Source organism: Ruegeria sp. BC7, assembly GCF_056539165.1.
In genome coordinates, this window is record NZ_JBQFUL010000010.1 from 82,052 (window position 1) to 108,208 (window position 26,157).

Sequence of the window (26,157 nt, forward strand, 5' to 3'; positions counted from 1 at the left end):
CATGAACAAGATTTTTGAAACGCCGCTTTACGCGTATGACCGTAGCCCGGATCAGGATGCCGCTGCTCCGGTGCGTCACAAGGTGATTGTCATTGGTGCCGGGCCTGTAGGTCTGGCGGCTGCGATTGACCTGGCCCAACGTGGGGTCGAGGTCGTAGTGCTGGATGAAAACGACAAGGTCAGCTTTGGCAGCCGAGCGATTTGCTTTTCTCAACGCACACTGGACATCGCAGATCGGTTAGGTAGCGGCCTTCCCATGGTCGAGACCGGCGTCCAGTGGGACGCGGGTAAAGTTTTCTTCGACAACCGCAAGGTCTACGAGTTCAACCTTCAGCCTGAAAAGGGCTTTGCCAACCCCGCCTTCATCAACCTGCAACAATATCACCTTGAGAGGATCTTGGTCGATCGGGTGCGGGCACTTCAGGCGGACGGTGCTCCGATCGAAATCCGTGGACGAAACAAAGTCGAGGCCATCGGCACCCATGACGATCACGTAAAGCTTGAAGTCGAAACTCCCGAAGGTCCGTATAACGTCGAAGCCGACTGGCTGATCGCTTGTGACGGCGCACATTCTCCAACCCGCCGGATGTTGGGGCTGGATTTCGACGGTCGCGTGTTCGAGGACAACTTCCTGATCGCCGACGTGGTGATGGAGGCCGATTTTCCCTCGGAACGTTGGTTCTGGTTTGACCCGCCCTTCAACCGGGGCCAATCCGCCCTGCTGCACAAACAGCCGGACAATGTCTGGCGTATTGACCTGCAGTTGGGTTGGGACATCGACAAAGAGCGTGAGAAGCGACCGGAAAACGTGATCCCGCGCCTCAAGGCCATGTTAGGCGAGGATGTCGTATTCGATCTGGAATGGGTGTCCATCTACACCTTCCAATGCCGCCGGATGGAACGCTTCCGGTACGGTCGCGTCCTCTTTGCCGGGGACAGCGCCCATCAGGTCAGCCCATTTGGTGCCCGTGGCGCCAATTCCGGTATTCAGGACACGGACAACCTGTGCTGGAAACTGAAGCTGGTGATCGACGGGCAAGCCCCCGAATTGCTGCTGGACAGCTACAGCCGCGAACGTGTGCAAGCGGCAGATGAGAACATCAGCATGTCCACGCGCTCGACCGATTTCATCACGCCCAAGTCCGAGATGTCGCGCCTGCTGCGCGATGCTGTTCTGGATCTTAGTGAGCACTACGAATTTGCCCGTCCATTGGTGAATTCCGGACGATTGAGTACGCCCTGCGTGTATGAAGGGTCTTCCCTGAACTCGGCGGATGCGCTGAACGGACCGGACATTACCAGACCCGGCTCGGCCTGTCCGGACGCGCCGCTGGGCGACGAATTTCTTCTGCCCAAACTGGCAGATAAGTTCACCCTTCTGACGATCGACGCGGACGCGCCCGACAGCCTCGAGGAAGGCGGGGTCGAGGCGACGCGGTTGGCGCTTTCGGTCAAAGACGATCTGACACTGGAGTTGAAACGCCGGTATCTGGGCGACGCGACCAGCGCAGTCTATCTGATCCGACCGGATCAGCACGTGGCCGCCCGTCGTGACAATTTTGAAGAAAACGCGTTCCGGCAGGCCATCCGCCGCGCAACCGGTAAGGAGTAATCGAGATGACCGATCTGATCCTCACCCCTAATCTGGACAGCGCCGACGACTTCTACGCCGGGTTGCTGGCCGCCCATGAAGGCTTGGACAAAGCCGACTGCGATGCGTTTAACGCGCGGTTGGTCTTGCTGCTGGCAAACCACATCGGCGATGCGGATGTGTTGTCACAAGCATTGAAAGCAGCCAAGCTGCAAGGCAACTGACAAACGCAGGAGGCACGGATGAGCGGCGTGGTGCTGTACGACTATTGGCGATCTTCGGCCAGTTACCGCGTGCGGATCGCGCTGCATCTTGCCGGAATAGCGTTTCAGGCGGTTTCGGTTGATCTGGTAGCGGGCGAGCACAGGTCCGACACGCATCTGGCCCGCAACCCGCAGGGATTGGTTCCTGTCCTTGAAATAGACGGGCTTCGACTGACGCAATCTATGGCGATCACAGATTATCTGGATCAGACTAGGGGGCTGGGGTTTTTGCCGGGTGAAGCAGCGGCACGGGCCAAAGCTATGGCCTTGGCGCACTCTATCGCCGTGGACCTGCACCCGGTTTGCAACTTGTCGGTCGCGCGTCACGCCACCGAGTTAAGCGGTAGCTCGCAAGAGATGCCCGGCAACTGGATGCGCCATTTCATCCGCCCGGGCCTACTGGCTTTTGAATCCCTGCTGGGTGATTTCCAGCAGACCCCCTATTGCACGGGACCACAGCCGGGGCTGGCCGATCTGTGCCTGATGCCTCAGATGTACAACGCGCGCCGCTGGGAAGTCGACCTGACTGGATTGCCACGCATTCTGAGCGTCGAGGCAGCCTGCGCAAGACACCCGGCATTCGCCGCAGCCCACCCCGATCAGTACGCACCTTCCTGATACGCTGCACAGAGTCTGTGTGTCGGCGCAAATAGGAATTGGCACCGTGTTTGCCTACCTTCTTTGAAACGTAAGAAGGAGGCGCCAGTGCCCGAGATCACCGGCTATCACGCACATGTCTATTTCGATGCCAACGCGCAAGAGACCGCCAAGCAGGTCTGTGAAGAAGCCGCCCGGCTTTTCCCGGTTGCAATGGGGCGGATGCACGCGCGGAATGTCGGCCCCCACCCGCGCTGGAGTTGCCAATTGGCCTTCGCCGCAGACGCCTTTGATCAGGTCATCCCGTGGCTGATGCTGAACCGGAGTGGGTTGACCATCTTCACCCACCCCGAAACCGGCCAGCATCTTGAGGATCACCGGGACCGCGCCATCTGGATGGGCGAGATGCTTGAGCTGGACCTGTCTATGTTTGACAAGATGGCACGTTAGCCAAGCGCCTTTGCATGATCGCGCAATTTGAACTTCTGAATCTTGCCGGTCGATGTCTTGGGCAAGGGTCCGAACACAACGGTCTTGGGCGCCTTGAAATGCGCCATGTTATCTCGGCAGAAGGCAATAATCTCGGCCTCAGTCGCCTGCGCATCGGGTTTCAATTCGACAAAGGCGCAGGGGGTTTCGCCCCATTTTTCATCCGGGCGGGCGACGACTGCGGCCTCCATCACGGCGGGGTGCTTATAAAGGATATCCTCCACCTCGACGGACGAGATATTCTCGCCGCCCGAAATGATGATGTCCTTTGACCGATCCTTTAGGGCGACATAGCCGTCCGGGTGCATGACCCCCAGATCGCCAGAGGCGAACCACCCGCCTTTGAACGCCTTGTCCGTGGCATCCGGGTTCTTGAGATACCCTTTCATCACTACATTGCCCTGCATGAATATCTCACCCATCGTCTCACCATCAGCGGGCACCGGTTCCAACGTTTCGGGGTCGGCCACCATCAACCCCGACAGAGCGGTATAACGCACGCCCTGCCGAACCTTCAGCGCCGCGCGCTCATCAGAGGGTTTGTCGTTCCATTCGTCCTTCCACGCACAGACGACCGATGGGCCGTAGGTTTCGGTCAGGCCATACACATGTGTGACCTCGATCCCCATCCCCTCCATATTGGCGATCACGGCGGCCGGTGGCGGGGCACCTGCGGTCATCACCTTGATCTGGTGATCGAAATCCTTGAGGTGCTCGGGCGCATTGGCCAACATGTTCAGCACGATGGGTGCGCCACAGAAATGGGTGACTTTTTCATCGCGGAAGGCGGCATAGATCGGTTCATCCCGCACGGCACGCAGACAGACCGAAACGCCTGCATTTGCCGCCATCGCCCAAGGGAAGCACCAGCCATTGCAGTGGAACATCGGCAGGGTCCACAAATAGGTCGAATGCTTGGGCATGTGCCAATCCAGAAGGTCCGACTGCGCATTCAGTGCTGCCCCTCGGTGGTGATACACGACGCCCTTTGGATTGCCCGTGGTGCCCGAGGTGTAGTTCAGAGTAATCGCATCCCATTCGTCATCGGGCAGAGACCATGCGAAATCGGGGGCACCATCGTCCAGCAGGGCGTCATAGGTCAGTGTGCCCAGTTTTTCGCCCCCGTCAAAACTGGCATCTTCGATATCCACAACCAACAGATCGTGATCGACCTGTTTCAGTGCCTCTTTGACTGCGCCCGAGAACTCTGGGTCGACCAATAGCACTTTGGATTCCGCATGGTTTAGGATGAAGGCGATGATCGGCTCATCCAGCCGAGTGTTGATCGCGTTCAACACCGCACCGGTCATCGGGACACCAAAATGCGCCTCGTACATCTCGGGGATGTTGGCGGCGATGATCGAAACCGTGTCGCCTTTTCCAATGCCGCGCGCATCAAGCGCCCCTGCCAAACGACGACACCGGACATATGTTTCGGCCCATGTATATCGACGCTCACCGTACACAACGGACGGGTAATCGGGGTAAACCTGCGCCGTCCGCTCAATGAAACTGAGCGGTGACAGCGGCGTATGGTTCGCGCGGCATCGATCTAGATGACGTTCATAAATGTTGGCTGCGGTCATCGGTTTACCCTCCCTTTGTCTGATCGCGCGACTTGATCACAAAGTTGCCCGGCTGACAAACCCGTAGAAATACGCCGCAGGACTGGACTGGCAATATGGGATGATGCAATCTGGCCCTATCTACCGATGGGCTTTCGCGGTGATCTGAGCCATCGAAATCACAAGGGCCGGAACTTTATCCCGGCATCCTGCGCACCCAAAAAATCTGAAAGGGCATGTCATGGACGGCACGTTCAACGAAAATGATCTTTCCCGCGTGGTCGAGGCTGATCGCGCCCATATCTGGCACCACCTGATCCAGCATAAACCCTTTGAAACCAACGATCCGCGCATCATTGTCGAAGGCAAGGGCATGCGTGTCTGGGACCAGAAGGGTAAAGAACATCTGGATGCCGTCTCGGGCGGGGTCTGGACGGTGAATGTGGGCTATGGCCGCGAATCGATCTGTAAGGCCGTGTACGACCAGTTGATGAAACTGTGCTATTTCGCCAACTCTGCCGGGTCAATTCCGGGGTCGATTTTCGCCGAGAAACTGATCAGCAAGATGCCAGGGATGAGCCGCGTCTACTACACCAACTCTGGCAGCGAGGCGAATGAGAAAGCCTTCAAGATGGTCCGGCAGATCGCCCATAAGAAATACGGCGGCAAAAAGACCAAGATCCTGTATCGCGACCGCGACTATCACGGCTCGACCCTGGCGGCGATGTCTGCCGGAGGACAGGACGAGCGCAATGCGCAATATGGTCCCTTCGCACCCGATTTCGTGCGCGTGCCGCACTGCATGGAATACCGCAAGCACGAACTGGACGGTGCCCCTGACGAGAATTTCGGCGAATGGGCAGCCGACCAGATCGAAGCGGTCATTCTGCGCGAAGGTCCAGATACCGTGGGCGCGTTGTGTCTTGAACCCGTGACCGCAGGCGGTGGCGTGATCGAAGCGCCCGAGGGCTACTGGCAACGCGTGCAGGAAATTTGCAAGAAATACGACATCCTTCTGCACATTGATGAGGTTGTCTGCGGCGTCGGGCGCACAGGAACATGGTTCGGGTATCAGCAATATGGGGTGAAACCCGATTTTGTGACCATGGCAAAGGGCGTGGCCTCGGGCTATGCCGCCATTGCGTGCATGGTAACGACCGAAGAAGTCTTTGACCTGTTCAAGGACAATGCTGACGACCCGATGAACTATTTCCGCGATATCTCAACATTTGGCGGCTGCACCGCTGGCCCTGCGGCTGCGATCGAGAACATGCGCATCATCGAGGATGAAAACTTGCTGGGGAATTGCACCGAGATGGGCAATCGCATGATGGGCAACCTGCAAGAGTTGATGGAAAAACACAAAGTCATCGGCGACGTGCGCGGCAAGGGCTTGTTCCTTGGGGCCGAGCTTGTGTCCGACCGGTCTACGCGCGAGCCGGTAGACGAGAAACTGGCCCAAGCCGTTGTCGCCGACTGCATGGCGCAGGGCGTGATCATCGGCGTGACCAACCGCTCGGTTCCCGGCAAGAACAACACGCTGTGCTTCTCGCCTGCGCTGATCGCGACGGCGGATGATATTGACCAGATCACGGATGCGGTCGATGGCGCGTTGGGGCGTGTGTTCGGCTAAAGGCAACCGGTGATTTTCATAGCCTAGATCAGGCAAGCGAATTGACCGAAACCGGCGCATGTTTTGCGCCGGTTTTTTTGCGCTCAATCCCCATTTCACAGACGGCGAGCCAGGCCATCAAACAATGTTGATCTTAAAGTCGAAGTTTTCCTGAAGCCGTGTTACATTCTCTTTATCGGATGCTTGCATATGTATTTTGTTTAATAGCGCAAACGTCTTCGCCAAAATTTTTTGTTTAGGGAGGATCGCAGATGAAAGGTCTAGTGAAAGGGACAGCCACCGTTGTCTTACTAGGCGTCGGTGTCACTGTCGGAACGTGGATCGAACGAAGCGGTTCTTCTCCGGGCGCTATTCTACAAGGCGCGGTCGACGCTCTAAGTCCCGGAATGGCTTTGGCACAAGATGCAGAGCCAGAGATCTCGCCCGTCGCTGTGCGTGATCGTCCGCGCGATGCGTATTATCCGAACACGGAAGACCTGAAGCCTGACGAGATGCGCGTTATCGCGTGTGGCACCGGGATGCCAACAACCCGTGCAGCACAGGCCGCTGCGTGTTTTCTTGTAGAGCTTGGAAATGGGGACAAGTTCTTTTTTGACATCGGCTCGGGGTCATCGGAACGCATTTCGTCGCTGCAAATTCCCTACAATTACCTCGACAAGGTCTTTGTGGGTCACTTGCACACCGACCATTTTGGCGCGCTGCACGAGCTCTTTATCGGTGGTGCCTTGATGGGCCGCAACAGGCCGCTGCGCGTTTGGGGGCCCAGCGGGTCCGTCCCAGAGCTTGGGACAAAGGCTGCCACGGACAGTATGAAAGATATGCTGCTATGGGATCTGAGCGCACGCGTCGGGGCGACCGACCCCCGCGGATACCAGATGGATGTCACTGAATTTGACTACAAAGGTGAAAACCAAGTGATCTATGACGAGAACGGAGTCGTCGTCCGATCATTCCCTGCGATCCACGGGATCGACGGTGCGGTTAGTTTTTCGCTGGAATGGAACGGCCTGAAATTCGTCTACAGCTCTGACACGTACCCTAACAAGTGGTTTATCGAATATGCCAAGGATGCTGACATCGCGATCCACGAGTGTTTCATCGCGGTTCCTGACATCGTTGGAAAGCTAGGCTTTACCCCCGAATCCGCGCTTGCGGTCGGAACGCAGATACACACCGCGCCTGAAGCGTTCGGGAAAGTGATGTCCGAAATCAAGCCACGGATTGCCGTTGCCTATCATTTCTTCAACGATTTCGACACCGCCGGAGGTGTAGAGGAGCGTATTCGCACGACCTATGATGGACCGCTGAGTTTGGCTGAAGACTTCATGGTATGGAACGTCACCAAAGACGATATCCTTGTACGGATGGCCGTTACCGAAGAACATACCTGGTCACCGCCGCTGTCTGAGCCTCCGATCCCGCCCGGTGAAAATGACCGGCAGACCTTCGCCGAGAACCTGGGAATTCCAGTGGAGTCCGTGGGCTTCTCGGAGTTTATCGAAGGTGGAAAGTGGGACGTGGACGATGCCCTGCGCCCGATCTACGAACAAGCTAGCGAGGCTTTGGGACGCGACTTCCCATATCCTGGTGACTGAACCGGCTTTGACAGTCTTACCTGCGCATAGAAAAAGGGTCGCTCCTGATGGAACGACCCTTTCATTCACTGTCTCTCGAAAGAGGATCAGGCCGTCAGAGCAGCCTGAGCTTTGGCGACGATCGCGCCGAACGCTTCCGGTTCGTGCACGGCCAGATCAGCCAGAACTTTGCGGTCCACTTCAATACCGGCCAGGTTCAGGCCGTTGATGAAGCGGGAATATGTCAGAGCCTCGTCATGCGAACGGACAGCAGCGTTGATACGCTGGATCCACAGCGCGCGGAAGTTGCGCTTGCGGTTCTTACGGTCGCGGGTTGCATACTGGTTGGCCTTGTCGACGGCCTGACGAGCAACTTTGAAGGTGCTCTTGCGGCGGCCATAGTAACCTTTGGCGGCCTTAATGACCTTCTTGTGACGGGCGTGAGTTACGGTTCCACCTTTAACGCGGGACATCTCTTAATCTCCTCTTAGCGGTCGTAGGGCATGTAGCCCTTGACGATCTTGGCGTCGGGGGCGGACAGGGTGGTGTTGCCACGGGCGTCGCGGATGAACTTTTTGGTCCGCTTGATCATGCCGTGCCGTTTACCGGCCTGACCAGCAAGAACCTTACCGGTTGCAGTCACCTTAAAGCGCTTCTTGGCGCTCGACTTGGTCTTCATCTTAGGCATTTCCGTCTCCTTTCGGGGTTCGGTACAAAACGCGACTCGGCATGCCATCCGGCCGGTCACGCGATCAGAAGCGCCGTTTACGCAAGTTCGATCATACTGGCAAGGGGGTTTTGACCAGAATCTGCGCTTTTCGCAGGGTGGTCAGGCACCGGGGCGACATACGCCGCCCCGGTGATGTGGTTTAGTGGTTGAACTTGCGGATCTCGCCGCTTTTCAGTCGGGCTGCGTAGCTAGCGAGTTCCTCGCGCACCACCTTCATCAGGAAGTAGAGCGCAAAGACGTTCACAACCGCCATCGCAAAGATCGCTGCATCCGAGAAGTCGATGACCGGGCCAAGGTTGGCCGCCGCACCGATCACCACGAAGACGCAGAAGATGATCTTGAAGATCAGCTCTTTGGTGTGGCCTTCGCCAAACAGGTAGGTCCAGGCTTTCAGGCCGTAGTAGGACCAGCTGATCATGGTCGAGAAGGCAAACAGAACCACCGCGATGGCCAGCACATAGGGGAACCACCCAAAGGCGCTGGCAAAGGCTGCCGAGGTCAGGCTGACGCCCGAGTTTCCATCGACCGTGGCAATGGCATTGCCCGCCTCGTTCAGCATGTAGTTGCCGGTTGCCGGATCAACGATCAACTGCTGCGTGATGATGATCACCAGCGCGGTCATGGTACAGATCACGACGGTATCGATGAACGGCTCGAGCAACGAAACAAAGCCCTCGGTGATCGGCTCTTTCGTCCGCACCGCCGAGTGCGCAATCGCCGCAGAACCAACGCCCGCTTCGTTCGAGAACGCCGCACGACGGAAGCCCTGAATCAGCGCGCCGACCATGCCGCCAGCAACGCCAAGGCCAGTAAAGGCACCCGCGAAGATCTGGCCAAAGGCCCAACCGATCTGATCTGCATGCATGAGGATAATGACCAGCGCGGCCAATACATACATGACACCCATGAACGGAACGACTTTTTCCGTGACACGCGCGATGGACTTCAGGCCACCAACGATCACGGCGAACACGATGCCCGCAAAAACCAGACCGGTGATCCAGCCCGGATAGTCGCCAACGATGCCCGCGATCTGCTGATGCGCCTGGTTCGCCTGGAACATGTTGCCACCGCCCAGCGCACCAAGGATACAAAAGATCGAGAACAGAACCGCAAGGATTTTGCCTCCGGGCAGACCCAGTTCGGCAAAGCCTTTGGACATATAGTACATCGGACCACCCGAGACCGTACCGTCCTCGTATTCGTTGCGGTATTTAACGCCCAGCGTACATTCGGTGAATTTCGAGGCCATACCCAGAAGGCCCGCGACGATCATCCAGAATGTGGCGCCCGGCCCACCGATCCCGACAGCCACCGCCACACCCGCGATGTTACCAAGACCAACCGTCCCGGACAGGGCCGTGGCCAGCGCCTGAAAGTGGCTGACCTCACCCGCGTCGTTAGGATCGGAATAGTCGCCTTTGACCAAGCTGATCGAATGGCCAAAGAACCGCAGTTGCACAAAGGCAAAATACAGCGTGAAAACCGTAGCCGCGACAACCAGCCACCCCACGATCCAGGGGAACCCAGTGCCCGGGAAGGGCGCGAAGATAAAGCTGACAAACGGCCCGGTGAAATCGGCGAAAGCCTGGTTGATTTTGTCGTCCAGTCCCACCGCCTCTTGCGCCAGAGCAGGGCTTGCTAAGAAGGTGGCGGCCGAGGCCAGACCCACGTGTTTCGGCATGTTCATAATCGTCGCCCCTCTCAATTCACTACTGTGACAGGCACATCGGCATGCATCACAAGGTTTTGCGTCGAACTGCCAAACAGCCGCTTTTTGAACCCATCTGCCGACGCGCGGCCTACGATGATCTGCGTCCCGCCGTTTTCGACCGTAATCGCGTTGAGAGTCTCGGCCACGTCGCCGTGACGCACGATACCATGCGCCGAAAACCCGGCAGCGGACAGAGCTTCCACAGCCGGCTTGACGATCCGCGACGTCGCCAATTCGACCTCTTCTTCGCGCCGCTTGTGTCGCAACGCGTTTTCTTCAGGTGTTTGGAAAGTGAAAGGGGACCATTCGATAACATAAACCACTAGCAATTCACACGTTCCGATCCGTTCGGCCAAGTCCTTGGCGAAGGCGATCGCGCGCTCTCCAGTTTCTGTCCCGTCCAGTCCAATGACAATTTTGGTTGTCATGACGTTCCTCCGATTTTGTTGATTATACCGAGGCCCGTGCCCCCGGCCGGGCAGCCGGAACCTGGAACTTAATGAGTAGACCGCCCATGCAGATCAGTATCCAAGAAAAACACCGAAAAATAGAGGGGAATCTTTAGGATTCGCCTTCTATTTGGATAATATGTTGTTTTATATGTACTTTTTTTGCTTATTTTTTAAGCTATCACCACTGCCCGAGAGTTGATCCGCTACAGCTCAACCCGGGTCGGTGTTGTAAATCAACCGCTCGTCGCAGGGCGCGATGCGCAGGATGTTGGTCGTACCCGGCACGTTGAAGGGCACACCAGCGGTGACAACGATCTGGTCGGCCTCGGCGGCGAATCCACCGGCGCGGGCGGCGCGGGCTGCATTCACCACTGCGCCTTTGAACCGTTCAAGCTCGGGCGTCATCACGCAATGGCATCCCCAGGTCAGGCACAGGCGGCGGGCCGTGCCGGTGGCCGGTGTCAACGCGATGATCGGAACCCCCGGACGCTCGCGCGCGGTCAGCAGGGCAGTTGTTCCGCTTTGCGTAAAGCAGCAGATCGCCTTGATTTCGGTTTTTTCAGCGATCTCACGCGCGGCGGCAACGATGCCGTCTGCCACAGACGTGCCTTTGGCCGACCGTGACGACGCGATGATTTGAGAATAGGTCGGGTCTGCTTCGACCTCGATGGCGACCTTGTTCATCGTCTGCACAGCCTCGATCGGGTAAGATCCCGCGGCGGATTCAGCGCTGAGCATGATGGCGTCCGTGCCCTCGTAGATGGCGGTGGCCACATCCGAGACCTCGGCGCGGGTCGGCATGGGGCTTTCAATCATGCTCTCCAACATCTGCGTCGCCACAATCACCGGCTTGGCTGCACCACGGCATTTCCGAACAAGGCGTTTCTGGATAGGCGGAACAGCGGACACGGGCAGTTCCACGCCCAGATCGCCCCGCGCGACCATGATCCCGTCGGACGCATCAAGAATGTCGTCAAATGCCTCAACCGCCGCCGGCTTTTCGATCTTGGACAGGATCGACGCGCGGCCGTCGGCCAATGCGCGGGCCTCAAACACATCTTTGGCGCGCTGAACAAAGCTCAGCGCCAGCCAGTCGACACCCAACTGACAGACAAATTCCAGATCGTCGCGATCCTTGGCGGACAGAGCTGCCAGCGGCAGCACAACGTCCGGCACGTTCACACCCTTGCGGTTGGAAATCGTGCCGCCCACCTCAACTGTGCAGTCGGCGTAGTCCTGGCCACAGTCCTGAACGATCAGGCGGATTTTGCCATCATTGACCAACAGTCGCGCGCCCGGTTCCAACGCCGCGAAAATCTCGGGGTGAGGCAGGCAAACTCGGTTGACGTCCCCGGCTTCGGAATCGAGATCCAGTCGGAAAGACGCGCCCTCGACCAGTTCTTCGGCATCATTGGCAAAGACACCCACACGCAGTTTCGGCCCCTGAAGATCGGCAAGGATTGCAATCGGGCTGTCGAGGTCTTTTTCCACCTGCCGGATAATACGGTGGCGTTCGCGAATTTCGTCATGGCTGCCGTGGCTCATGTTCAGGCGGAACACATCTGCCCCGGCCTCGTGCAAGGCGCGGATGGTGTCATAATCATTGGACGCCGGTCCCAGCGTCGCCACGATTTTTACATTTCTCAGGCGTCGCATTGGTCTTGCTCTCCTCAGGTATTCTCTGGTTTCGCGAATTTGTTACCGCAAACATTGCTTAGGCTGCTTATTGCGCAATTCCCTTTTGGAAGCAACTGTCCTACACCTGCGGCAAACTAGATGACAGGCTTATGACGTATTCTCCGTTTTTTATCCACGGCGCGGATCGCCCGTCCCGCTGGCTGATCACATGCGACCATGCAACCAACACCGTGCCGCCCGAAATCAACGGTGGAGACCTCGGCCTGCCGCGCGAGGATATGGAACGTCACATCGCCTATGACGTGGGCGCTTATGAGGTTTCCAAGCATCTGGGCGAAATTCTGAACGCGCCCGTCATTGCCGCCAATTTCTCACGCCTCGTGATCGACCCCAACCGGGGGGAAGATGACCCGACCCTGCTGATGAAGCTGTATGACGGCTCGATCATCCACGGCAACCGCCACGCAGACGCCGCCGAACGCGAACGCCGCCTGAATATGTGCTATCGCCCGTATCACAACGCGCTAGCAGAATTGGCCGCCCTGCCCCACGCGGTGATCGTTTCGATGCACTCGTTCACCCGGCAACTTCGCGGCCGCGACCCGCGCCCTTGGCATGTGGGTGTCCTGCACACACCGGATGAACGCTTTGCGCGCCCGTTGGTCAACCGACTGGAAGCAGAAGGCGACCTGTGCGTTGGCGTCAATGAACCCTATACCGGAGTGCTGCCCGGTGATGCGATCGACAAACACTGCACGGCATTTGGCCGCCCCAATGCATTGATCGAGCTGCGCAACGATCTGATTGCCGATCATGCCGGGCAACGCGCATGGGCCGAGCGGTTGGCGGTCATTCTAGAGGATGCTCTGAAGGACAGCGACCTTTAAGCGCATGACATTGTGAGGTTCGCCGCCAACCCATATATATTGCGGGAAAGGGGGCGACTATGACACAGGAATTTATAACCTCCGTTTTTGGCTGGATGGCCGTTCTCAACATCGCGGTTTTGCTGTTCACAACAGCGATGGTTTTGCTGTTGCAGGACTGGATCGCGGGTATCCACGGCAGGATGTTCCAGATGGAACGCCCGGATGTGAAACGGGCCTATTTCAGGTATCTCGCCAACTACAAAATTCTGACGTTGATCTTCTGCATCGTACCGTGGCTGGCGTTGAAACTGGCCTGATAGGCCGATTGTTGAAACATCGCCACCGGACCGCTAGGTCAGATACAACGATACTGTCACCCGGAGCCAGACCATGGACAAGCAAACCGAAATCGAACTTCAGGCCGCCGCGTTTCGTCGGCTGCAAAAGCACCTGATGGAAGACCGCACCGACGTACAGAACATCGACATGATGAATCTGGCCGGGTTCTGCCGCAACTGCCTGTCGCGCTGGTATCAGGAAGCGGCCAATGAAAAAGGCATCGAGATGGGCAAGGACGAAGCCCGTCAGATTTTCTACGGCATGACCATGGACGACTGGAAAGCCAATTATCAGACCGAAGCCAGCCCCGAGAAACAGGCCGCCTTCGAGGTCGCGTTTGAAGAAAACGTCGGTAAGAAAGGCTGACGCATCAAAAGAAAGGCCCGCCGATTCAGCGGGCCTTTTTGCTCAGATCGCCGCTTTGCGGCTTTCATCCAAATAGATCTCGCGCAGACGCTTGGCGATCGGGCCGGGCGTTCCCTCGCCCAGCACGACTCCGTCGATCTCAACCACCGGCATCACGAAGGCACTGGCCGAAGTGGTGAACGCCTCATCCGCCTCTTTCGCCTCATCGATGGTGAACAGACGTTCCTCGACTTCCATCTGGGCCTCAGCCGCCATGCGCAGGACGGCCTTGCGGGTGATGCCGTGCAGGATGTCATTGGACAGCGGGCGGGTGACGATCTTGCCGTCTTTCACGAAATAGGCGTTGTTGCTGGTGCCTTCGGTGACATAGCCATCCTCGACCATCCACGCGTCATCGCAACCGGCGGCCTTGGCCATCATCTTGCCCAAGGACGGGTACAGCAACTGCACGGTCTTGATGTCGCGACGCCCCCAGCGGATATCATCGATCGAGATGATCTTGGCCCCCTTCTGCGCCGCGGGGCTGTCGGCCAGACCCGGCTTGTTCTGGGTGAACAGGACGAGCGTCGGCTTGGTGTCGGCCGCAGGGAACACGAAATCCCGGTCTCCATCGCTGCCGCGTGTGACCTGCAAATAGATCAAGCCCTCAACAATCCCGTTCAATTCGACCAGCTTGCGGTGAATCTCCAGCAGCTCATCCTTGCTGCAGGGCTCGGCCATCTGCAGCTCGTCCAGCGAGCGTTTCAGGCGCACCGCGTGCCCCTCAAAGTCAATCAGCTTGCCGTCCAGAACGCTGGTCACTTCGTAAACAGCGTCGGCCATCAGGAATCCACGGTCAAAGATCGAGACTTTGGCCTCGGTCTCGGGCAGGTATTCTCCGTTCACGTAAACGGTGCGGGTCATGTTGTTCTCCTCAGCCCCAGAGCGCGCTTGAAGGCGGATGCACTCCGGCGTCGTCAAAAATCAGCGGGTTGGTGCGGTCTTCGGCCAGAAGAAGCGGGCCGTCAAGGTCCGTTACCATCGCACCCTGCGCCAACAAGGTCGCAGGAGCCATCGCAAGCGAGCTGCCGACCATGCAGCCGACCATCACTTGATACCCCTCGGCCAGCGCCTGTTTGCGCAGCTCCAGCGCCTCGGTCAGGCCGCCGGTTTTGTCGAGCTTGATGTTGACCACGTCGTATTTACCCTTCAGCGCAGGAAGGCTGGCGCGGTCATGACAGGATTCGTCGGCGCAAACTGGCACCGGACGCTCCATCCCAATCAATGCCTCGTCGTCTCCGGCGGGCAGAGGCTGTTCGACCAGAGCCACCCCCAAACGCACCAGATGCGGCGCAAGGTCGGCGTAGACGGCGGCTGACCAGCCCTCATTCGCGTCGACGATGATCTTGGCATTCGGCGCACCTGCGCGGACGGCCTCAAGCCGGGGCATGTCGTCCGGTGTGCCCAGCTTGATCTTCAGCAGCGGGCGATGCGCATTCTGCGCCGCCTGCGCTTGCATTGCCTCGGGCGTGTCCAGCGAAAGGGTATACGCCGTGATCTCCGGCCCCGGAACCGGCAAGCCAGCCAAGTCCCAGGCCCGTTTACCTGCGCGTTTGCACTCCAGATCCCAAAGCGCACAGTCCACCGCATTACGCGCAGCCCCGGCGGGCAGCAGGTCCATCAGCGACTGACGTGTGAATTCTGCGGGCAGGTCCGCGATCTCGGCCTCGACCGACTCAAGCGTCTCGTCGTAGCGCGCGTAAGGAACGCATTCCCCCCACCCTTGATGCGCCCCATCCGAAATCCGGACTGTCAGAACCTTCGCCTCGGTCCGCGACCCGCGCGAAATGGTGAACACCTGCGCCAGCCGAAACACATCACGAGAGACTTCTACCTGCACGCGCCTACCCTTTCAGTTTAGTATCCAAAGGCCGGCAACGAACGCCACCGGCCCAGCGCTTAGATCACAGCGCGGCCAGCGCATCCACCAGTTTACCCGCACCAAACCGGTACGGATCGGTGGCGGGCAGACCCATTTCGGCCTCAACCTCGGCGATATAGGCCAAGGCGTCCTCTTCGCTCAGGTTCTGCGTGTTGATCGACACCCCGACAACCTGACAGGCCGGGTTCGCGATCCGTGCCATCGGAAGCGCGGCATCGCGCAGTTCTTGCAGCGTGGGCAGAGAATATTCTGGCAGGCCGCGCATATGAGTCCGGGTGGGTTCGTGGCACAGGATCAGCGCATCCGGCTGGCCTCCGTGGATCAGCGCCATGGTCACGCCGGAATAGGACACATGATAAAGCGAGCCCTGCCCTTCGATGTGATCCCAGTGATCGGCGTCATTCTCGGGCGTCAGGTATTCAACCGCACCCGCCATAAAGTCGGCGACGACCGCGTCTAATGGAACGCCCTGCCCGGTGATCAGAATGCCCGTCTGACCGGTGGCGCGGAAGGTGGACTTCAACCCGCGCTTACGCATCTCGGCGTCCATCGACATGGCAGTATACATCTTGCCCGCCGAACAGTCGGTGCCCACGGCCAGACACCGCTTGCCCGCGCGTTTTCGGCCATTTGCAATCGGATAGCCAACGGTCGGCACCCGCACATCATGCAACGTGCAGCCATGGGTCTGAGCTGCGGCCACCAGATCACCTTCATCGCGCAGCAGGTTGTGCAGGCCGGACGCCAGATCATAGCCCATCTCCAACGCTTCGATCAGCACCTTTTTCCACGCCGCGCTGATCACTCCGCCACGGTTGGCAACACCGATAACCAAGGTCTTAGCTCCGGCGGCCTTGGCTTCGGCAAGCGTCATGTCCGTCATGCCCAGGTCGGCCTTGCAGCCGTCCATGCGGTACTGACCCACGGCGTTTTCCGGCCGCCAGTCGCGGATTCCGATGGCAACCTTGGCCGCCAACTGGTCGGGCGCATCGCCCAAAAACAATAGATACGGTGTCTCGATCATTGCGGTGCACTCCTTTGATTCCGACGCAGATTATTGAACCACTCAAACGAGTGTTTCGCGTTTTCCTGCAGCGACGCAGGGTCGAGAGGGAGAATCTTGCGCAGTTTTGACCAAAAGCGCAAAAACATCCCGAGTTTCTAAAGCGATTAAACTTTAACCGCCAGCGACGCAGCGTATTGCGGTGAATGCTGCGATTGCATTGCCGCATCTGCACAAAGACGCTTGCGAAGCAACGCGCAATTTAATACCCCAAGAGGCAAGAAAATCGTAATTTCCTTTCTCGCACGAGGTCCAGATGAGCTTTCGCATCCAACCCGCCGCCCCCGCGCGCCCTAACCGTTGCCAACTGTTCGGGCCGGGATCAAATACCAAACTGTTCCCGAAAATGGCCGCCTCTGCAGCGGATGTGATCAATCTGGACCTTGAGGACTCGGTCGCACCCACCGACAAGGACGTGGCCCGCGCGAATGTGATCGAGGCACTGAACACCATCGACTGGGGCGGCAAGTACATGTCCGTCCGCATCAACGGGCTGGACGCGCCTTATTGGTACCGCGACGTGGTTGATCTGCTGGAACAGGCTGGTGACCGTCTGGACCAAATCATGATCCCGAAAGTCGGATGTGCGGCAGATGTCTACGCCGTGGACGCGCTGGTCACGGCGATTGAGCGCGCCAAGGGCCGCACCAAGCCCATCAGCTTTGAGGTCATCATCGAATCCGCCGCTGGCATCGCCCATGTCGAGGAAATCGCCGCCTCCTCGCCCCGCATGCAGGCCATGAGCCTTGGTGCTGCGGACTTTGCGGCCTCGATGGGAATGCAGACCACCGGCATCGGCGGTACGCAGGAAAACTACTACATGCTGCGTGAAGGCGAAAAGCACTGGTCCGATCCGTGGCACTGGGCGCAGGCCGCCATTGTCGCCGCCTGCCGCACCCATGGGGTGCTGCCGGTTGACGGGCCGTTCGGCGATTTCTCGGATGACGAAGGATATATCGCGCAGGCCAAACGCTCGGCCACGCTGGGCATGGTCGGCAAATGGGCGATCCATCCTAAGCAGATCGCGCTGGCCAATCAGGTCTTCACCCCGTCGGACGAAGCTGTTTCCGAGGCGCGCGAAATCCTTGCTGCGATGGAACAGGCAAAGGCCAACGGCGAAGGCGCAACGGTTTACAAAGGGCGTCTGGTGGACATCGCGTCGATCAAACAGGCCGAGGTGATCGTGGCACAGGCTGAATTGATCGCCGCAAACGGTTGAAACTGAAAAGGCGCCCTTCGGGGCGCCTCTTTCTTAACGGCCAAATACGTCGTTTGGCGTCCAGGTGAACCGTTCGCCCTTCTTGCCCCATTTCATCATCAGGCAAGACGTTCCGTATTTCTGAAAATACTTGATCTTCAGGGGGTACCATCCCGCCTGCGGGACTTCGACCTCGGTCCTCTGGTTCGCATCGCACCCCTGACGGCCGTTGAAGTATCCGATCTGTTGCCCACCGACCCAAGCGTCGATCCCGTCATTGGACCACGTCTCAAGCTCGTAGACACCGGGTGAGTTGAACTTGATGTAACCGGTGATCTCAGCCGCGACGTTGAACGCTTCGTTGAACGTCATCACCGGATCGCCTTCGGTCGTATCGCGGTAGTCCAATCCACGCAGCGGCTGACCCGGTTTGGCCTTTTTCAGCAGAAAATCAACCTTGGACAGGTTCTGGATTTTACGCGGAGGGTTACCCTCCCATGCGTATTTCACATTCAAACCGGCTTTTGGGCTGGGCTGAGGGCTGGCAGGTTGCAGCTTGAGCGGCGCTGACATGGCCGCACCTGCAATCATCGCGAAGACTGCGACAAGCGCCCCTGTTCTGAAGAGTTTCATAATCTCCTCCCTGAGAGTCATCCTGCGGGGGCTCGATCCCCATATGATTAGGTCATTAACTGACACTAGGGCGTGAATTTTGCCCCCGCAAGACGATTAAACATCACAATCGTGGGGCTAGGCACGCATATCTTTGGGAGAATCCATGACAACATAAGACGTAATCGAAGTGACATGCGGCAGTGTTCCCAGCACATCTGTATGAAAGGTTTTATAGGCCGGAAGGTCCGCGCATTCGACGCGCAGCAGGTATTCTATGGTGCCGGTGATGTTGTGACACTCGACCACTTCGGGGGCACGCTGAAGGGCACGCTCAAACCCTTCCTGCGCGGCCTTGGTGTGTTCGCCCAGACCCACGCCGATATAGGCCACAAACCCCACGCCAACCGCCGCCGGGTTCAAGACCGCGCGGTATCCGGCGATCACGCCTGTACGCTCCAGCTCTTGCACGCGACGCAGGCAGGCGGATGGGGAAAGCCCGACACGTTCGGCTAGGTCCAGATTGCTGATCCGTCCGTCGCGCGAAAGCTCGTGCAATATTTGCTGATTTATTCGATCAATCTTGGTCATTTATTGCAGAAGTATGACAGCCACGCACAAAAACGCAATTTCATTTGCCCTGCGCGCAGCAATTATGCCGTTCATGACATACGAGATTCTTCTAGCCCTGATCACATTTGCCTTTGTTTCGTCCATTACACCCGGACCAAACAACCTGATGCTTATGGCGTCGGGCGCGAATTTTGGCTTTCGCCGGACGGTCCCGCACATGTTGGGGATCGGACTGGGCTTTACGGTGATGGTTCTGCTGGTCGGGGCTGGTTTGGTGCAAGTCTTTGATCGGTTTCCTATCAGCTATACGATCCTGAAAACGGCCTCGGTCCTTTATCTGCTGTTTCTCGCCTGGAAAATCGCACATGCAGCGCCAGCAAAGGCGGGGGCGACCTCGGGCACGCCGATGACCTTTCTTCAGGCTGCAGCTTTTCAATGGGTCAATCCCAAGGCATGGGTCATGGCCCTGACAGCCACAACCGCCTACACGCCCGAGCAGACTCTGAACGCCATCATCATCGTTGCGCTTGTGTTTGGTGCCGTGAACCTGCCCTCGGTCAGTACGTGGACGGTTCTGGGGCAACAGATGGCGCGCGTGTTGACCAATCCCAAACGCTTGTCCGCGTTCAACTGGTCCATGGCGATATTGCTGGTGGCCTCGCTGTACCCCGTTCTCTGGCCAGCATAACCGGCTGCTTGGCGAAGAAATCTGACTGCACCAAACACCGATCGCATTGCCCGAGTTGCATCCGGCGCGACGTCAGGTCATATAGCAGGGAAATTCTGCGTTGAGAGGCGTCATGACCCAGTATCTGGATTTTGAAAAACCCCTGGCCGAGATTGAAGGCAAGGCCGAGGAACTGCGTGCTTTGGCCCGCGCCAACGAAGAAATGGACGTGGCCGAGGAAGCCGCCGCACTGGACGCCAAGGCTGCCAAGCTGCTGGACGAGCTTTACGCGGACCTGACCCCGTGGCGCAAATGTCAGGTGGCACGACACCCTGAACGCCCGCATTGTCAGGACTACGTCAAGGAACTGTTCACCGAATTCACGCCGCTGGCGGGGGACAGAAACTTTGCCGACGACCTGGCCGTGATCGGCGGACTTGCGCGTTTTGACGACCAGCCCGTCATGGTGATTGGGCACGAAAAAGGCTCGGACACCAAGTCGCGGATCGAACGGAACTTCGGCATGGCCCGGCCCGAAGGATACCGCAAAGCCGTCCGTCTGATGGAAATGGCGGGGCGATTTGGGCTGCCGGTCATCACGCTCATCGACACTGCCGGTGCCTATCCCGGCAAGGGGGCTGAAGAACGTGGCCAGTCCGAGGCGATCGCCCGGTCAACCGAGATGTGCCTGAAAATCGGCGTGCCCTTGGTTTCGGTCATCATTGGCGAAGGCGGTTCGGGCGGAGCGGTGGCATTTGCCACGGCAAACCGCGTGGCGATGCTGGAGCATTCCGTGTACTCGGTCATCTCGCCCGAAGGCTGCGCGTCGATTCTGTGGAAAGATGCGGAAAAGATGCGCGAAGCGGCCGAAGCCCTGCGCCTGACCGCGCAAGACCTCTACAAACTGGGCGTCTGCGACCGTATCATTACCGAGCCCAAAGGTGGCGCGCACCGCGATCGCGCGGCTGCGGTTGACTCGGTTCGCGCAGCGATTGCCGCTATGCTGAACGAGCTTGAAGGCAAAGACGCGGCGGCCCTGATCCGCGACCGCCGTCAGAAATTCCTGGATATCGGTTCAAAAGGGCTGGCCGCGTAACGCGCCTAGCCCCCCAACTGCCGCAACAACGCCACCGAGGGTTCGCCCGTCACCGGCAGACCCTTCGCACCCTGATAGGCGCTGATGGCAGATTTCGTGTTGTTGCCAATCACGCCGTCTGCGCCCTGCGTATCATAGCCAGCCGCAGTCAATCTGCGCTGCAGTTCTTTGCGGTCCTCCAGCGTCAGGCCGGTGGCATCCGGTCCGAATGAGGCCTGAAATGGAGCGCCACCCGCGATCCGGTCGGACAAATGTCCGACGCCAATCGCATAGCTGTCCGAGTTGTTGTACCGTTTGATTACCTGAAAATTGCGGAACACGGCAATACGCGGTCCCGGCGTTTGCGGCTGCAGAACCGCGACCGGCGTGCCCGAGACCGTTCCGACCTCACCACCCCAAGGCTGTCCGCGCACCCAACCTGCGCGGGCCAGATATGCCGCGGTTGAAGCCAGCGAATCCGTTGGATCGTCGGACCAGATATCGCGGCGACCGTCGCCGGTGAAGTCCACCGCATAGGCAAGGTACGAAGTCGGAATGAACTGCGTGTGGCCCATTGCCCCCGCCCAGCTTCCGGTCATCTTGTCAGGGGTCGTGTCGCCCTCCTGAATGATCTTCAGGGCTGCGATCAGTTGTTTTTCAAAGAATGCGCCCCGCCGTCCGTCATATGCCAGCGTCGAGACCGCCGAAACCACGGGTACATCACCTCGGCGGGCACCATAGCGGCTTTCAAGCCCCCAGACCGCAACGATGACCTCTTTGTCGACACCGTATTGCGCCTCGATCTTGGACAAGGTCCCGGCATGGCGCACCATCATCTGCTGGCCCGTCTCGATCCGCTCGTCCGAGGCAGCGATGGCCAAATAGTCTTCAAGCGAGCGTTTGAATTCAACCTGATTGCGATCCCGCTCGATCACGTCCGGCAAATAACCCGCCCCTTGAAAGGCACGATTGATCGTTGACTGCGAAATGCCCTGCGCGGCAGCGCGACCTTTGAAACCGGCAACCCAGGCATCCCAGCCCGAGTTTGGAACGGCGCGCATACGCGACGCAGGCGCGGTGGTCTGCGTCCCGGCGGAACACGCAGTCAGAAGGGCGGACCCGAGGCCGACAGAAAATACTCGACGATTGATCATAGCTGAAATCTGCTCTTGTTGTGATTTGGTCCAGAGTACAACAGAGCGTCGCCTCAAACCAGAACGACGAATCCAGTCTGAGCAGACTCAAGACGTTCGGCAACAAGTCGCCTAGCTGACCAGCATCCTCAGACCCTGCGTAACATCCGAGCGCACCGCCAGACGCAAACCGGGTTCGTCCCCGGCCTTGAGCGCAGCAATGATCAGCTTGTGATAATGCGGCGGCTCGGTCCGGCGCAGACGGCCATAGAGCGCGCGCATCGTCGGCCCCAATTGCAGCCATACGGTTTCGGCAATGGCCAGCATCGCAGGTGCCTGCGCCCTCAGGTATAGGGTGCGGTGGAACTCAAGATTGGTTCGGATATAGCCAACGGCATCGCGCTTGGTGACCATTTCGGCCACGTTCATATTGATGCTTTGAAGCCGGTCGATCAAAGCCATATGTGCCCGGGGCAAAGCGCGGCTTGCCAGCTCCACCTCAAGCAAGGCGCGCAGGGCCGCCAGTTCCTCGATCCGGTCGTTTGTCAGCTCGGGCGTCGAGACGCGGCCGGACGTGGATAAGAACAATGCCCCTTCTGCCGCCAGACGTCGCACAGCCTCGCGCGCCGGAGTCATCGAAACACCAAATTCTTTGCCGATACCGCGCAGGGTCAGTGCCTGCCCCGGGGAAATTTCGCCATGCATGATACGAGCCCGCAAAGCCCGGTAGACCCGGTCATGCGTGGCCGTCTGCGATTCAGAAGGACGAGCACTTAACATGCCCCCATGTGATCACAAAATGACCTGTGGTCAACTCATGGCGGCGTCGAATCTGTACTGATGAAGCTGTGCCCCGTTGTCGCGCAGCCATCGCCTTTGGTCTTTATAATCTCCGAAAATGCGTTCGACCTGCGCCCAGAACGCGGGTGAGTGGTTCATTTCCGCCAGATGCGCCACCTCATGTGCAGCCACGTAATGCAGGATGTCGGACGGGGCCAAAATCAGCCGCCATGAAAACATCAAGCCACCGGTCGAACTGCACGACCCCCAGCGAGACCGCGTATCCCGGATCGTCAGGCTGGAATAAGGGCGCCCCAGAATGGCCGCGTAGTCATCGCAAGCCCCGGTAAGGCGGTCCCGCGCCAGTTCCTTGAGAAATCTGGACAGCCGTCGTGCCTCAGCGCCCTTTGGGACGGCGATCTCATCAGTGCCCAACTGCACACGACGCCCACTGGCAGGAACGATTCGCCGTGCGATACCCTCAACCGGGATGCTCTGGCCGAACTGAACAACCGCCGGGTCGGGCCTGTCTTCTAGGTGCTGCCGGATCCAGTCTTCTTTCATACGCGCAAAGTTCAGCGCCTCGGCCTCTGGCACGCCTTGCGGATATGTTAATGTAACGCGCCCGTCCAACTGGGAAATTCGCAGGCTGATCCGTCGCGCCCGCGCTGATTTGCGCAACGTCAGCGGCACCGGAGGCGTCCCGGGCAGTGCGTGATCTCCCATATGCCTGTTTCTCCTGCTCAAAGGCTTTGACAGTGCCCGCTGCATGTGGCACGTGACCTGAATCGTTGATACGACTCACCTGATATCAAGGGGATTTGACATGCCCAAGGAAGAATGGGGCGTAAAGCGCGTTTGCCCGACAAGCGGCAAGCGGTTTTATGACCTGAACAAGGACCCGATCGTTAGCCCCTACACCGGCGAGATCGTGGAGCTTGAAACCGGCAAAAGCCGGATGATCGCCGCGGATGCAGAAGATGCAGCATCGGCCAAAGCGCGTGAGAACGCGTCAAGTGAAGATCTGGTTCTGGATGATGACGACAATGTCGACGTCGAACTGGATGACGATCTGCTGGACGATGACGATGACGGCAATGATAACGTCTCTTTGGACGACATCACCGACATGTCGTCCGAGGACGAAAACTAATATTGGTCAGAGGCGGCCCAGCGCCGCCTCGAACCACCCCGGTCTTTGGCCGGAAAGTTTTTGACGGATTTGCCTGTTTTTGGACTTGCGCTAACCGCCGCTGTCTCATAAACGTCCGTCCACTGCTTCGGCAGTACCTGCATGGGGCCTTAGCTCAGTTGGGAGAGCGCTTGCATGGCATGCAAGAGGTCAGGGGTTCGACTCCCCTAGGCTCCACCATCTTTATCCTCACTTCGAATTCACTCGCAGTCATACGGCTTTGAAAGTAAGGCCTTTGACGTGCCAGTCTTTCTCACCCCCAAGGAAACTTGGGCTCTGCCAGAAGTCCCATTGTGGGGGTCTGTGTGGGGTTCGCCAGTGAGAAAGTATGCATGATGACCAAACTAACGGACAGACAAATCAAAGCTGCGAAGCCGGGCGATAAGAAGATCAAGCTGGCAGATGGCGGTGGCCTCGCTCTAATCGTTCACCCGAAAGGCAGCAAGACGTGGGTCTGGCGTTACAGGGTCGATGGCAAGCAGCGTGAGATGACCTTGGCGGATCCCATGACATCACGCATAGCCAAGGAGGCGTGGATGAGGGATGCGGACCGGGTTCGTGCGTGGGCGGCAGAGAGACTATCCATCAAGGCAAACAACGTCGTCACTGTTGCTGATCTGTATTCGAATTTCCGTCTGTGGTGTGCCGAAGAAGGTGTATCGGACAGCCGAATTCCTGCGCGCAACAGCTTCGCTCGACGCTTGCGTCATGTAGAGCCCCGTCTCGTTCCAGGACCCAATAGCAAAGGCGCTCGGTTCGAAAATGCTATCCTCAAGACGGCCTGATTTAAAGTGGGACAGCTTGTAACGAGGCCAAACGAACTAGGCCGGCCATATCGTTGTGGGTGGACATGCAATAAAACCTCCCAACTTCCCTGTCGGGCGTTTGGTTGGGAGGTTGGGATGTTTTGTGTCTCGTCCGTCTGTATATTTTCTGTTGTTCACATCAAGCATAATGCTGCTTTTTAACGCCCGACGTTCATTGCAGCGCCGCGGTGCGACCCCGCGAGGACCTCCGTGTTTCGTCCAGCGCCTGACGCATTGCCGCCAAACCAGCCCGCTCGACATACTGGTCCATCGGGTCGAGTTCATCCCAAGTGCGAGATGCGGCAGCAGGCCAGAACTGCGGATGACTGTGCCGCATTTGGCTGAGCCGCCATTCATGGTGGCAGAGTTGCGGTGTCATAGCTTCAGGATCGCTCAGGAAGCGCGCAGCGACACCACAGCAGGCCTGCCACTGCCGGTCATGCACAATCGGGAGTTCCTCGCCGCTCGTTGCTGTTTGGGCTTCACAGTAGGCCATAGCGATCAGGACGATGTGCCTTGCTGCGGCAGCTTCAAGTTGGATATCTTGCTCCATGTGATTTCTCCTATTCATCATTTTGATGCGCATCCCGTTGGCTGTTGCCACCGGCGACCACCCCAGGGCGGGGTTGGTGATCACGATTTTCGTGACGCTCTGGATGCTGTTGGTTTCGCCCTGCCTTAGGCTCATCAGTGGATCGGCGCTAGACCCAGACCATTCGCACCGGTCGCAAGCATGTCTCGGGCGGTCCATACCCCGGCGGTCTTCCGCGACTTACGGGCAAAGCTCGGTAGACGAGCGTCATCATGTTTGGGGGAATTGCGGGCTGTCCGCCCACGATTGGTATGTAATCGCTAAGTCTGTCAGCTTCAAGGAGCGGGCGGCGTAGCGCGGACAAAACAAAAAGCGGCTACGTCTTTTAGAAAGAACAACGTCTGCTTCGCGCTCAAAATCAGCCGCTCATGCCAAGTACAGCGAATGACTGTTCTGAGCCCAATACTGTCTTACGCGTCATGTCTAAAGCTGGATTACGAAAAGAAACTGCACCCCGCACTGAGGCGAGGTGCAGCCACTCACGAGACGATTCCGGATGGGACTGCGGAATCATGATCCCGGATTGGACCTCGGAATCTTAAGGTATACGGCCGATTTAGGAGATCGGATCAGATTGCCCGTACTGCGGTTCAGGGCTGCGAACCAAAGTACGGGCATTGTCCGGTTGATAATTAACCAGACGTACCAATTACGGCTTAAGGTCTTTAGTGGATGAGAAACGTATTAAGGGAGCGTGCTGTTCATCCATCGTCGGCGTCGTTAAA

29 protein-coding genes and 1 tRNA gene are annotated in these 26,157 nt (G+C 58.2%); 15 read left to right on the forward strand and 15 right to left on the reverse strand.

Annotated elements, in window-relative coordinates:
- Position 1 precedes the first annotated feature (1 nt).
- From ACR0KS_RS18690 to ACR0KS_RS18705, 4 genes are all read left to right on the forward strand, one after another.
- Positions 2–1,612, forward strand: a complete 1,611-nt coding sequence (locus ACR0KS_RS18690; RefSeq protein ID WP_170567831.1) for an FAD-dependent oxidoreductase — start codon at positions 2–4, stop codon at positions 1,610–1,612.
- A 5-nt stretch (positions 1,613–1,617) separates the two neighbouring features.
- Complete coding sequence (locus ACR0KS_RS18695) at positions 1,618–1,815, forward strand: DUF2783 domain-containing protein (protein WP_170388127.1); 198 nt, start codon at positions 1,618–1,620, stop codon at positions 1,813–1,815.
- Positions 1,816–1,833: 18 nt separating this feature from the next.
- Entirely contained in the window at positions 1,834–2,472 is a 639-nt protein-coding gene (gene maiA, locus ACR0KS_RS18700) for a maleylacetoacetate isomerase (protein ID WP_170567833.1), read from the forward strand.
- A gap of 87 nt (positions 2,473–2,559) precedes the next feature.
- The gene (locus ACR0KS_RS18705) at positions 2,560–2,901 is read left to right on the forward strand and encodes a DOPA 4,5-dioxygenase family protein (protein ID WP_170567835.1); all 342 of its coding nucleotides are present in this window, start codon (positions 2,560–2,562) and stop codon (positions 2,899–2,901) included.
- Here ACR0KS_RS18705 and ACR0KS_RS18710 read toward each other — a convergent pair.
- Entirely contained in the window at positions 2,898–4,526 is a 1,629-nt protein-coding gene (locus tag ACR0KS_RS18710) for an acyl-CoA synthetase (protein ID WP_170567837.1), read from the reverse strand. The two genes, ACR0KS_RS18705 and ACR0KS_RS18710, sit on opposite strands and share 4 nt — an antisense overlap.
- Before the next feature lie 220 nt (positions 4,527–4,746).
- Between ACR0KS_RS18710 and ACR0KS_RS18715 the strand changes: the two genes are divergently transcribed.
- Both ACR0KS_RS18715 and gntH read left to right on the forward strand, forming a co-directional pair.
- Complete coding sequence (locus ACR0KS_RS18715) at positions 4,747–6,138, forward strand: aminotransferase class III-fold pyridoxal phosphate-dependent enzyme (RefSeq protein ID WP_170388119.1); 1,392 nt, start codon at positions 4,747–4,749, stop codon at positions 6,136–6,138.
- 251 nt (positions 6,139–6,389) lie between these two features.
- A complete protein-coding gene (gene gntH, locus ACR0KS_RS18720) occupies positions 6,390–7,733 on the forward strand; it encodes a guanitoxin biosynthesis MBL fold metallo-hydrolase GntH (RefSeq protein WP_480693298.1) in 1,344 nt (447 codons plus the stop codon).
- Positions 7,734–7,819: 86 nt separating this feature from the next.
- Here gntH and rplT read toward each other — a convergent pair whose 3' ends face one another.
- The 5 genes from rplT to pyk all read right to left on the reverse strand — a co-directional run bounded on the left by rplT (position 7,820) and on the right by pyk (position 12,264).
- Positions 7,820–8,185 (reverse strand): 50S ribosomal protein L20, encoded by a 366-nt coding sequence (gene rplT / locus ACR0KS_RS18725; protein ID WP_152457001.1) that lies wholly within the window; start codon positions 8,183–8,185, stop codon positions 7,820–7,822.
- 14 nt (positions 8,186–8,199) lie between these two features.
- Entirely contained in the window at positions 8,200–8,400 is a 201-nt protein-coding gene (gene rpmI / locus ACR0KS_RS18730; protein ID WP_010443552.1) for a 50S ribosomal protein L35, read from the reverse strand.
- 181 nt (positions 8,401–8,581) lie between these two features.
- A complete protein-coding gene (locus ACR0KS_RS18735) occupies positions 8,582–10,132 on the reverse strand; it encodes an alanine/glycine:cation symporter family protein (RefSeq protein ID WP_170567841.1) in 1,551 nt (516 codons plus the stop codon).
- A gap of 14 nt (positions 10,133–10,146) precedes the next feature.
- Complete coding sequence (locus ACR0KS_RS18740; RefSeq protein ID WP_170486007.1) at positions 10,147–10,584, reverse strand: universal stress protein; 438 nt, start codon at positions 10,582–10,584, stop codon at positions 10,147–10,149.
- Between the two features lie 234 nt (positions 10,585–10,818).
- Complete coding sequence (pyk, locus tag ACR0KS_RS18745) at positions 10,819–12,264, reverse strand: pyruvate kinase (RefSeq protein ID WP_170388111.1); 1,446 nt, start codon at positions 12,262–12,264, stop codon at positions 10,819–10,821.
- Between the two features lie 131 nt (positions 12,265–12,395).
- On the opposite strand from pyk, the gene ACR0KS_RS18750 reads away from it, so the two are divergent.
- The 3 genes from ACR0KS_RS18750 (at position 12,396) to ACR0KS_RS18760 (ending at position 13,820) form a co-directional block, all read left to right on the forward strand.
- Positions 12,396–13,133 (forward strand): N-formylglutamate amidohydrolase, encoded by a 738-nt coding sequence (locus ACR0KS_RS18750; protein WP_170567843.1) that lies wholly within the window; start codon positions 12,396–12,398, stop codon positions 13,131–13,133.
- Positions 13,134–13,192: 59 nt separating this feature from the next.
- Positions 13,193–13,432: a DUF6868 family protein gene (locus ACR0KS_RS18755; RefSeq protein WP_170388107.1), complete on the forward strand. Its 240-nt coding sequence runs from the start codon at positions 13,193–13,195 to the stop codon at positions 13,430–13,432.
- Between the two features lie 73 nt (positions 13,433–13,505).
- A complete protein-coding gene (locus ACR0KS_RS18760; RefSeq protein ID WP_170567844.1) occupies positions 13,506–13,820 on the forward strand; it encodes a DUF1244 domain-containing protein in 315 nt (104 codons plus the stop codon).
- A 42-nt stretch (positions 13,821–13,862) separates the two neighbouring features.
- On the opposite strand, the gene ACR0KS_RS18765 is transcribed toward ACR0KS_RS18760, so the two are convergent.
- The 3 genes from ACR0KS_RS18765 to dgcN all read right to left on the reverse strand — a co-directional run bounded on the left by ACR0KS_RS18765 (position 13,863) and on the right by dgcN (position 16,765).
- Complete coding sequence (locus ACR0KS_RS18765; protein WP_170567846.1) at positions 13,863–14,723, reverse strand: D-amino-acid transaminase; 861 nt, start codon at positions 14,721–14,723, stop codon at positions 13,863–13,865.
- A gap of 10 nt (positions 14,724–14,733) precedes the next feature.
- On the reverse strand, positions 14,734–15,699 hold the full coding sequence (gene dgcA, locus ACR0KS_RS18770; RefSeq protein WP_170567848.1) for an N-acetyl-D-Glu racemase DgcA: 966 nt from the start codon (positions 15,697–15,699) through the stop codon (positions 14,734–14,736).
- A gap of 64 nt (positions 15,700–15,763) precedes the next feature.
- Positions 15,764–16,765, reverse strand: coding sequence for an N-acetyltransferase DgcN (gene dgcN, locus ACR0KS_RS18775; protein WP_170388100.1), 1,002 nt, complete (start codon positions 16,763–16,765; stop codon positions 15,764–15,766).
- A 295-nt stretch (positions 16,766–17,060) separates the two neighbouring features.
- Between dgcN and ACR0KS_RS18780 the strand changes: the two genes are divergently transcribed.
- Complete coding sequence (locus ACR0KS_RS18780) at positions 17,061–18,023, forward strand: L-malyl-CoA/beta-methylmalyl-CoA lyase (RefSeq protein ID WP_170567850.1); 963 nt, start codon at positions 17,061–17,063, stop codon at positions 18,021–18,023.
- Positions 18,024–18,056: 33 nt separating this feature from the next.
- Here the strand turns inward: ACR0KS_RS18780 and ACR0KS_RS18785 are convergent, their stop codons facing one another.
- Positions 18,057–18,635 carry a PA14 domain-containing protein gene (locus ACR0KS_RS18785; RefSeq protein ID WP_170567852.1) on the reverse strand — a complete coding sequence of 193 codons (579 nt, stop codon included), beginning with the start codon at positions 18,633–18,635 and terminating at the stop codon, positions 18,057–18,059.
- Between the two features lie 117 nt (positions 18,636–18,752).
- Positions 18,753–19,205 carry an Lrp/AsnC family transcriptional regulator gene (locus ACR0KS_RS18790; RefSeq protein ID WP_170554749.1) on the reverse strand — a complete coding sequence of 151 codons (453 nt, stop codon included), beginning with the start codon at positions 19,203–19,205 and terminating at the stop codon, positions 18,753–18,755.
- Between the two features lie 73 nt (positions 19,206–19,278).
- Here ACR0KS_RS18790 and ACR0KS_RS18795 point away from each other — a divergent pair, with 73 nt between their 5' ends.
- Together ACR0KS_RS18795 and ACR0KS_RS18800 are read left to right on the forward strand one after the other, a co-directional pair.
- Positions 19,279–19,875, forward strand: coding sequence for a LysE family translocator (locus ACR0KS_RS18795; RefSeq protein ID WP_170567867.1), 597 nt, complete (start codon positions 19,279–19,281; stop codon positions 19,873–19,875).
- Positions 19,876–19,987: 112 nt separating this feature from the next.
- The gene (locus tag ACR0KS_RS18800) at positions 19,988–20,950 is read left to right on the forward strand and encodes an acetyl-CoA carboxylase carboxyltransferase subunit alpha (RefSeq protein WP_170567854.1); all 963 of its coding nucleotides are present in this window, start codon (positions 19,988–19,990) and stop codon (positions 20,948–20,950) included.
- A 5-nt stretch (positions 20,951–20,955) separates the two neighbouring features.
- Here the strand turns inward: ACR0KS_RS18800 and ACR0KS_RS18805 are convergent, their stop codons facing one another.
- From ACR0KS_RS18805 to ACR0KS_RS18815, 3 genes are all read right to left on the reverse strand, one after another.
- Positions 20,956–22,083, reverse strand: a complete 1,128-nt coding sequence (locus ACR0KS_RS18805; protein ID WP_170567856.1) for a lytic murein transglycosylase — start codon at positions 22,081–22,083, stop codon at positions 20,956–20,958.
- Between the two features lie 111 nt (positions 22,084–22,194).
- Complete coding sequence (locus ACR0KS_RS18810; RefSeq protein ID WP_170486018.1) at positions 22,195–22,842, reverse strand: GntR family transcriptional regulator; 648 nt, start codon at positions 22,840–22,842, stop codon at positions 22,195–22,197.
- A 30-nt stretch (positions 22,843–22,872) separates the two neighbouring features.
- Positions 22,873–23,568 (reverse strand): YgjP family zinc-dependent metalloprotease, encoded by a 696-nt coding sequence (locus ACR0KS_RS18815; RefSeq protein WP_170567858.1) that lies wholly within the window; start codon positions 23,566–23,568, stop codon positions 22,873–22,875.
- A 100-nt stretch (positions 23,569–23,668) separates the two neighbouring features.
- Between ACR0KS_RS18815 and ACR0KS_RS18820 the strand changes: the two genes are divergently transcribed.
- The 3 genes from ACR0KS_RS18820 to ACR0KS_RS18830 all read left to right on the forward strand — a co-directional run bounded on the left by ACR0KS_RS18820 (position 23,669) and on the right by ACR0KS_RS18830 (position 24,819).
- Positions 23,669–23,995: a TIGR02300 family protein gene (locus ACR0KS_RS18820; protein ID WP_170803220.1), complete on the forward strand. Its 327-nt coding sequence runs from the start codon at positions 23,669–23,671 to the stop codon at positions 23,993–23,995.
- A gap of 143 nt (positions 23,996–24,138) precedes the next feature.
- Positions 24,139–24,214, forward strand: a tRNA-Ala gene (locus ACR0KS_RS18825).
- A gap of 152 nt (positions 24,215–24,366) precedes the next feature.
- Positions 24,367–24,819 carry an Arm DNA-binding domain-containing protein gene (locus ACR0KS_RS18830; RefSeq protein ID WP_480693299.1) on the forward strand — a complete coding sequence of 151 codons (453 nt, stop codon included), beginning with the start codon at positions 24,367–24,369 and terminating at the stop codon, positions 24,817–24,819.
- 193 nt (positions 24,820–25,012) lie between these two features.
- Here the strand turns inward: ACR0KS_RS18830 and ACR0KS_RS18835 are convergent, their stop codons facing one another.
- On the reverse strand, positions 25,013–25,393 hold the full coding sequence (locus tag ACR0KS_RS18835; protein WP_170554788.1) for a hypothetical protein: 381 nt from the start codon (positions 25,391–25,393) through the stop codon (positions 25,013–25,015).
- Positions 25,394–26,157 lie beyond the last annotated feature (764 nt).

Coding starts and splice junctions, on each gene's coding strand:
- rplT (WP_152457001.1), bottom strand. CDS start 8,185: ATGTCCCGCGTTAAAGGTGGAACCGTAACTCACGCCCGTCACAAGAAG.
- ACR0KS_RS18710 (WP_170567837.1), bottom strand. CDS start 4,526: ATGACCGCAGCCAACATTTATGAACGTCATCTAGATCGATGCCGCGCG.
- ACR0KS_RS18780 (WP_170567850.1), top strand. CDS start 17,061: ATGAGCTTTCGCATCCAACCCGCCGCCCCCGCGCGCCCTAACCGTTGC.
- ACR0KS_RS18835 (WP_170554788.1), bottom strand. CDS start 25,393: ATGGAGCAAGATATCCAACTTGAAGCTGCCGCAGCAAGGCACATCGTC.
- ACR0KS_RS18830 (WP_480693299.1), top strand. CDS start 24,367: ATGATGACCAAACTAACGGACAGACAAATCAAAGCTGCGAAGCCGGGC.
- gntH (WP_480693298.1), top strand. CDS start 6,390: ATGAAAGGTCTAGTGAAAGGGACAGCCACCGTTGTCTTACTAGGCGTC.
- ACR0KS_RS18800 (WP_170567854.1), top strand. CDS start 19,988: ATGACCCAGTATCTGGATTTTGAAAAACCCCTGGCCGAGATTGAAGGC.
- ACR0KS_RS18810 (WP_170486018.1), bottom strand. CDS start 22,842: ATGTTAAGTGCTCGTCCTTCTGAATCGCAGACGGCCACGCATGACCGG.
- dgcN (WP_170388100.1), bottom strand. CDS start 16,765: ATGATCGAGACACCGTATCTATTGTTTTTGGGCGATGCGCCCGACCAG.
- rpmI (WP_010443552.1), bottom strand. CDS start 8,400: ATGCCTAAGATGAAGACCAAGTCGAGCGCCAAGAAGCGCTTTAAGGTG.
- maiA (WP_170567833.1), top strand. CDS start 1,834: ATGAGCGGCGTGGTGCTGTACGACTATTGGCGATCTTCGGCCAGTTAC.
- ACR0KS_RS18690 (WP_170567831.1), top strand. CDS start 2: ATGAACAAGATTTTTGAAACGCCGCTTTACGCGTATGACCGTAGCCCG.
- ACR0KS_RS18785 (WP_170567852.1), bottom strand. CDS start 18,635: ATGAAACTCTTCAGAACAGGGGCGCTTGTCGCAGTCTTCGCGATGATT.
- ACR0KS_RS18790 (WP_170554749.1), bottom strand. CDS start 19,205: ATGACCAAGATTGATCGAATAAATCAGCAAATATTGCACGAGCTTTCG.
- ACR0KS_RS18760 (WP_170567844.1), top strand. CDS start 13,506: ATGGACAAGCAAACCGAAATCGAACTTCAGGCCGCCGCGTTTCGTCGG.
- ACR0KS_RS18820 (WP_170803220.1), top strand. CDS start 23,669: ATGCCCAAGGAAGAATGGGGCGTAAAGCGCGTTTGCCCGACAAGCGGC.
- pyk (WP_170388111.1), bottom strand. CDS start 12,264: ATGCGACGCCTGAGAAATGTAAAAATCGTGGCGACGCTGGGACCGGCG.
- ACR0KS_RS18715 (WP_170388119.1), top strand. CDS start 4,747: ATGGACGGCACGTTCAACGAAAATGATCTTTCCCGCGTGGTCGAGGCT.
- ACR0KS_RS18765 (WP_170567846.1), bottom strand. CDS start 14,723: ATGACCCGCACCGTTTACGTGAACGGAGAATACCTGCCCGAGACCGAG.
- ACR0KS_RS18750 (WP_170567843.1), top strand. CDS start 12,396: ATGACGTATTCTCCGTTTTTTATCCACGGCGCGGATCGCCCGTCCCGC.
- ACR0KS_RS18735 (WP_170567841.1), bottom strand. CDS start 10,132: ATGAACATGCCGAAACACGTGGGTCTGGCCTCGGCCGCCACCTTCTTA.
- ACR0KS_RS18795 (WP_170567867.1), top strand. CDS start 19,279: ATGACATACGAGATTCTTCTAGCCCTGATCACATTTGCCTTTGTTTCG.
- ACR0KS_RS18815 (WP_170567858.1), bottom strand. CDS start 23,568: ATGGGAGATCACGCACTGCCCGGGACGCCTCCGGTGCCGCTGACGTTG.
- ACR0KS_RS18755 (WP_170388107.1), top strand. CDS start 13,193: ATGACACAGGAATTTATAACCTCCGTTTTTGGCTGGATGGCCGTTCTC.
- ACR0KS_RS18805 (WP_170567856.1), bottom strand. CDS start 22,083: ATGATCAATCGTCGAGTATTTTCTGTCGGCCTCGGGTCCGCCCTTCTG.
- ACR0KS_RS18695 (WP_170388127.1), top strand. CDS start 1,618: ATGACCGATCTGATCCTCACCCCTAATCTGGACAGCGCCGACGACTTC.
- ACR0KS_RS18740 (WP_170486007.1), bottom strand. CDS start 10,584: ATGACAACCAAAATTGTCATTGGACTGGACGGGACAGAAACTGGAGAG.